This window comes from Lactobacillus helveticus DSM 20075 = CGMCC 1.1877 (assembly GCF_000160855.1).
Lineage (GTDB): Bacteria > Bacillota > Bacilli > Lactobacillales > Lactobacillaceae > Lactobacillus > Lactobacillus helveticus.
Genome location: NZ_GG700759.1, coordinates 44,277 through 50,479, shown reverse-complemented (window position 1 = coordinate 50,479; position 6,203 = coordinate 44,277). Strand labels below are relative to the sequence as shown.

Genomic DNA, 6,203 nt, shown 5'->3' with positions numbered 1-6,203 from the left:
GTATTTAAAGGTTTTAATCAAAATATACAAATTCTTCACAAATAATTCACGTTTTATCTTTAGAATATAAGGAGTATTCAATGTAAAAGATAAAATGAGTACTTACAAACAAGAAGTTAGTATGTTATACTAATAATGAGATTAAGAACGTATACAAACATTTGTTCTGAGGAGCGTAATTTTTTATGGTAGATTTGTATGTATCGCCTAGTTGTACTTCATGTCGTAAGGCACGAGCATGGCTTGAAAAACATGATATTCCATTTAAGGAAAGAAACATTTTTTCAGAGCCTTTAACTAAAAAAGAGATATTAAAAATTCTACGTATGACTGAAAATGGTACTGAAGAAATCATTTCTACCCGCTCAAGAGCTTTTCAACAATTAAAAATAAATTTGGATGATTTATCAATTGATCAGTTACTTGATTTAGTAGAAAAGAAGCCAAGCTTGTTACGGAGACCAATTATTATGGATGATCGTCGACTTCAAGTAGGATATAATGAAGACGAAATTCGTCGTTTCTTACCACGGAAAGTTCGTCGATTAGAATTGGCTGAAGCACAAAAAATTGCAGATTTATAATATAGAAGAGTGTTAGTAATGATGCTAACACTTTTATTTTAGGTAAAAAATAGGCTACAATAGGTTATATAATTCGTGGAGGTGATATCCTGTGCAAGTAGATCATATTAATGAGAATACAATTAGGGTTAGAATTAATAAAGATGAATTAGTTCATCGTGGATTGAAGGTTTTGGATTTATTGGGGGATAAACAAAAGATCCAGCAATTCTTCTACTCAATTCTTTCAGAAGTAGATACAGATCATACCTTTACTCAAGGAGTACCTGTAACTTTTCAGGTGATGCCAAATAATGGTGGTCTTGATTTGATGATTACGAAGATTAAACCTGATGATGCGGACAATCTTCGTCAAATGATAGAGCCGATGAATAGTGATACTAATCAAACACAGGCAGAGCCCGATTCAAGAAGAAGCTTCTTTGACCTTGATCCTAAAGATGATGTAAATACTGAACTTGATCCAATAAAAGAAGAACAGCTTGAATCATCTAATCAAGATAATGCGGCAAATACACAATATTGGAAATTTCAAAATCATCATTCCTATAGCTTTGATAAGTTAGGAAACATTGTAGAATTAGCAGATAGTTTAAAAGTGAGTGATCTAGCTTCAAGTTTGTATTATTTACGGGGTAAATATTATTTGAAGTTGGCATTTTTAGATGAAAATTATGCCGAATTAAAGCCAGCTGATACATGGGCTATTGCTAATGAATATGGTATCAAGATTGATGATGAAGAAATGAAGACGGTGAAAGAAACTGGTAAATGTTTGTTGAACCGGGATGCTCTTGAATATATCCGATACTATTTTCTGCAAAAGAAATAATTAAGATTTTATAAAGAAAAAGAGACGTTAGAAAAAAACGTCTCTTTTTTGCGTAATAAAACATGGGTGAAAAAATAATGTATGCAGCCATGTTGAATAAAAAAATAGTATTAGCCGTTAGTGAAGCTAATTTAGTTAATGTCGGCCGGAAAAGTTTAAATATGGATGATTACCGTTGCCCGCATTGCAATAAAAAAGTAATTTTAATTATTTCGGAGCAAAAAGCAGCCTTTTTTAAACATTTAACTAACTATAGTAATACGATGGGGGAAAAAGAAGAACACCATCAATCTAAAATGTTGTTAAAAGCTGCGCTTACAGCGGCTGGATTTAATGCTCAAGTAGAAATACCATTAGCCGATGGTCAACTAAGAGCTGATGTTTTGGCTTCAGAAAAATTAGCTTTTGAAGTTCAATGTGCACCGTTAAGTGAAGCTGAATTTACGCATCGGCATTCGCTATATAGTCAGATAGATGTGACCGATATTTGGATTGTAGGCCGAAGGCACTATTTAAAAAGAAGGTTAAAACATACGCAATTAATCTTTTTTAGACAAAATAAATTATGGGGTAACTATTATTTAGAAATTAATCCTAAGAAGAATATGTTCTGCTTAAAATATAATATCTTGCAGGAGCAGATAACTAATCATCTACATTATCAGATAAAGTATTTTGCATTAGATGAATTAGATATAAAAACTTTCTGGCATTTTACACCGATAAAGAAAAGATATTTTATCAATATAAATAGTCAGAAAAAATATTTAAAAAAACAATTAGCCCAAAAAACAAAGTTAGGGCTAAGGATTGGTGAATTACTTTATCAAAAGGGTCTTACCATAGATGATTTGCCAGATGAGGTATTTACTACCTGGCGTAATCCAGGTGAATTAGATTCGATTACTAAATTTTTGCAAAAATAAAACGCCTATTAAATAAGGCGTAAGTGGTTTTGTTGCGGCATAAAATTTGAAAAGCAATTTTGATAATCAGGTAGAAGCAAATTAACTAAATCCCCATGTGCAACGGGACCTTCTAGAAGGACACCATTTTGTTCATTATCCTCATTGAACAAAACAATTGTTGGTGTAGCTTTAATGTTCCATTGATTAGCTAATTTTTGATCTTCCTCAATTGAACTACGTACATAACTGCTTTTCTTCATTGAATTAATTGTACTAGTTTTAATGTTAAGCTTAGTAGCAATTTTTTCTAATAGTTTAGGATTGTAAGCTGAAGCATCATGACGTAAATTCTTTTGCAGTTCATATAAAAATTCACGTGCTTTTTTATTGCCATATTTAAGTTTGATAGCGTGATAATTTTCTAGTGCTTCGTAAGTTGTTTTAGAAAAAGTGCTGATGTCTGGCAGCTTTTGTGAATCCTTACGACGCCGAATAGCGTCATCATTTACTAAACAAACATTAGCAATAGAAATATAGTGATAACAAACGTCAATTCCAAGTTCATCAACGGTGTTGCGAATTTGTTTTTCCGTATCATAACAGTAAATTCCTATTGGATTAATGAATAGAAAAATCTCGAACATACTCTCGACCCCTTTGGTGATTTACTATTGATACTTTAGCAAGAAACAAAAAAAGTAACAAAAAATATGCCTTATTTTCTATATGTTATTTTTGTGAGCGCTTGCTCGGAAAATCTTGCTTTTGTTAGTATTGCTTGAATCTTGCTTAAAATTGTAAGTGCTTTCTAAAATAGTTAGGACCTTAGTTATTAAAACTGGATCGTCATTTTCGATCTCTAATTCAAAGTCTTCGTAGCCATCTGGATAAGAAGTTGCATCTAATGTTAGTTCACAATCTTGTGGACCATTCATTAAGATGCGTCTAGTTTTGCTCCAGGTAAAAAGTGAGAGAGCATCTTGTTCTTTAGTAAAATGTGCGGTAAGGTATTGACCAATATTGCCATGAAAAGCAAAGTGCTTTTTCGCTACCAATTCTTTAGCCTGCGCATGAGTTAAATTGTCATTGATTTCAATGACTTCGTGATAATTTCTTTGAACAGGATTAGGATCAGGTACCTTCATTGTTTGTTCGGCATGATCGCTGTAGATTCTAATTCGCAAACTAATATGATGCTTTTTCAATAATTTATCCGGTGTATCAAAATAATAATTTTCTTGGACAAAATCACTTTTTACAGGGAAATCATTGACTATTTTTTGATAAGTTTCTCTGTGTAAAAGTGTTTTAGCTTCGATTTCTCGATTTTTGCTCATAAGTTTAAGACCTCCAAGTTCCATAAATAATTATAATAGTTAAGAAAAAATATTTAAATGAGTTCGGTTTATAATCTTTAACATGGTAAAATGTGATTGTTTACTAAGAAAGGATGTTTTCTCATGGAAGTAGATTGGGATAACTTCTTGTGGCCTTATAATGAAGCTGTACGCGAGTTAAAGGTTAAATTTCGTTCCCTTAGACAAGGCTTTTTAACTAAGGGAGAACATTCACCAATTGAATTTGTAATTGGTAGGGTGAAGACAGTAGATTCTATTAAAGAAAAGATGACAAGACGGGTAATTAGCCCAGATGTCATTGAGACTGACATGCAAGATATTGCAGGTATTCGTATTGTGACACAATTTGTGAACGATATTTATAAGGTAGTAGACTTGATCCATGCACGGGATGATATGGAAGTAGTTGAAGAGCGAGATTATATTCAAAATGCTAAGCCATCAGGCTATCGTTCCTACCACATGGTGATTAACTACACGGTTTACTTGCCAGAAGGGCCAAAAAAGTTGATTGCAGAGATCCAAATTAGGACTTTAGCAATGAACTTTTGGGCTACTGTTGAACATACTTTAAATTATAAATATCAAGGTGTTTATCCAGAAGATATTTCAAAGCGACTTAAATCAACAGCGGAAGCTGCTTATAAGCTTGATGAAGAAATGTCGTCTATTAAGGATGAGGTCCAAGAAGCTCAGAAAATTTTTACCAAAAATAAAGGCAAGGAAAAGTCATGAAAGTAACAATAGCGCATAATAACTATGATAAGACTTTAGAGACAGTGGCTTATCTTAAAAAGCTATTGCAAAAAAAGAATGTCATTTTTGACGCTAAGTATCCAGATATAGTAATTACGGTTGGTGGAGATGGCACCTTAATCAATGCATTTCATCGTTATGAGAATCAAGTTGATTCAGTTCGTTTTATAGGTGTGCACACAGGTCATCTAGGTTTTTATACTGATTGGCGTAATTATGATATTGATAAAATGGTTGATGCGCTTTTACTAACAAAAGGTCAACCGGCCAAGTATCCTTTGCTTGAAATTAAGATGCTGACGGAGTCAGGAGATACTCGCTATCATTTGGCTGTAAATGAGTCAGCGGTTAAGAGAATTTCGCATACGCTTGAAGCAGATGTTTATATTGATGATGAGTTATTTGAGAACTTTAGAGGCGATGGCTTGTGTGTTTCTACACCAACAGGTTCGACTGCTTATAGCAAATCGTTAGGCGGAGCCGTAATTCATCCACGATTAAAAGCTTTGCAAATGACAGAAATTGCCTCGATTAATAATCGTGTGTTTAGAACTTTGTCTGCACCGATTGTAATTGCACCTGATCAGTGGATCACGATTGTACCTAACGTTGACCATTTTGTAATGACAGTGGATGGGGCAAGAATTGATGTTAGAAATGCCAAAAAAATAGAATATCGTATTTCTAAGCATTCAATTCAATTTGATCAATTTGGTCACCACCATTTTTGGTCACGTGTACAAAATGCATTTATTAAGGACACCAAGGATAATGACAAGTTTATTTAAATTAGTTGTACAAGAAAAAGATCCCAAAAAATTGGGCTCTTTTTTGTTAAAGAATGGTTTTTCACACCAGGCCTTAATTAAGGCGAGACATCATCATGGAATGATTTTAGTAAATCACAAACGACGATATTTAAGTTTTCATTTAAGTGCTGGGGATGAAGTGATTTTTGTTAGTGGTGAAGAAAAGAAAAATCAATTTTTAAAGCCATCTAATAATCCGGTAGATCCGGGTTTTGAAACCAAAAACTATATTGTATTAAATAAGCCAGCAGGGGTTTTATCGATTCCATCTAGATATGAAGATAATGATGCTGTAGTTAATAGATTGATGGGATATTTTTTGCAACAAAATAAAAAAGATTTGAAGCCTCATGTAATTACTCGTTTGGATCGAGATACTTCTGGTTTAGTATTAGTTGGGAAAAATGCGATCGCACATGCTCGTTTTAGCAAAATTGGCAAAGATAATTTTGTGAAAAAGTATCATGCTATTGTTCATGGCAATTTTGCGGAAGATGAACTAACTGGGATAATCGATGAACCAATTGGCAAAGAAGGCGACGGAGTAAAAAGAGCCGTCGTAGCAAATGGTAAAAAAGCACAGACGCGTTATCGCGTGCTTAAGCAAGTTGAAGGAGCTAGTCTGGTAGAATTACGCCTATTAACAGGTAGAACGCATCAGATAAGGGTTCATATGGCTTATTTAGGACATCCGCTTTTTGGTGATCCTTTGTATGGTATTAACGATAATTTCTCTCGGCAAGCATTAAATTGTTTTTACTTGGCTTTTCCTGATCCATTTGATAATTAAAGAAAGCAAGAAATTCAAATCAAGGATCCAGAAGACATGTCTAAGCTATGGCAAAAATTAGTTAATTAATAAAAAATTCTAAAATAATTAGCCTTAACTATTAAAACTTTTGCATAAAGAAAGCGATTTCTGTAGAATGAGAGGTGTAATGTAAAAAATATACTTA

At 33.2% G+C, this 6,203-nt stretch carries 7 protein-coding genes and 1 pseudogene; 6 read left to right on the top strand and 2 right to left on the bottom strand.

Going from position 1 to position 6,203, the window contains the following annotated elements; all coding sequences use genetic code 11:
* Window positions 1-185: 185 nt before the first annotated feature.
* The 3 genes from spx to HMPREF0518_RS08370 all read left to right on the top strand — a co-directional run bounded on the left by spx (window position 186) and on the right by HMPREF0518_RS08370 (window position 2,342).
* Window positions 186-584 (top strand): transcriptional regulator Spx, encoded by a 399-nt coding sequence (spx, locus tag HMPREF0518_RS08380; protein ID WP_003627780.1) that lies wholly within the window; start codon window positions 186-188, stop codon window positions 582-584.
* Window positions 585-675: 91 nt separating this feature from the next.
* Complete coding sequence (locus HMPREF0518_RS08375) at window positions 676-1,416, top strand: adaptor protein MecA (protein WP_003627779.1); 741 nt, start codon at window positions 676-678, stop codon at window positions 1,414-1,416.
* A 77-nt stretch (window positions 1,417-1,493) separates the two neighbouring features.
* Entirely contained in the window at window positions 1,494-2,342 is an 849-nt protein-coding gene (locus HMPREF0518_RS08370) for a competence protein CoiA (protein WP_023192278.1), read from the top strand.
* Window positions 2,343-2,350: 8 nt separating this feature from the next.
* On the opposite strand, the gene HMPREF0518_RS08365 is transcribed toward HMPREF0518_RS08370, so the two are convergent.
* Both HMPREF0518_RS08365 and HMPREF0518_RS08360 read right to left on the bottom strand, forming a co-directional pair.
* The gene (locus HMPREF0518_RS08365) at window positions 2,351-2,968 is read right to left on the bottom strand and encodes a DsbA family protein (RefSeq protein WP_003627777.1); all 618 of its coding nucleotides are present in this window, start codon (window positions 2,966-2,968) and stop codon (window positions 2,351-2,353) included.
* Window positions 2,969-3,046: 78 nt separating this feature from the next.
* Window positions 3,047-3,661, bottom strand: a complete 615-nt coding sequence (locus HMPREF0518_RS08360; protein WP_023192276.1) for a CYTH domain-containing protein — start codon at window positions 3,659-3,661, stop codon at window positions 3,047-3,049.
* 123 nt (window positions 3,662-3,784) lie between these two features.
* Between HMPREF0518_RS08360 and yjbM the strand changes: the two genes are divergently transcribed.
* The 3 genes and pseudogenes from yjbM to HMPREF0518_RS08345 all read left to right on the top strand — a co-directional run bounded on the left by yjbM (window position 3,785) and on the right by HMPREF0518_RS08345 (window position 6,106).
* Complete coding sequence (yjbM, locus tag HMPREF0518_RS08355; RefSeq protein WP_003627775.1) at window positions 3,785-4,417, top strand: GTP diphosphokinase; 633 nt, start codon at window positions 3,785-3,787, stop codon at window positions 4,415-4,417.
* A complete protein-coding gene (locus HMPREF0518_RS08350; protein ID WP_003627773.1) occupies window positions 4,414-5,226 on the top strand; it encodes an NAD kinase in 813 nt (270 codons plus the stop codon). Before yjbM ends, HMPREF0518_RS08350 begins: the two co-directional genes overlap by 4 nt.
* A pseudogene (locus HMPREF0518_RS08345) lies at window positions 5,210-6,106 on the top strand (RluA family pseudouridine synthase). Before HMPREF0518_RS08350 ends, HMPREF0518_RS08345 begins: the two are co-directional and overlap by 17 nt.
* Window positions 6,107-6,203: the final 97 nt, after the last annotated feature.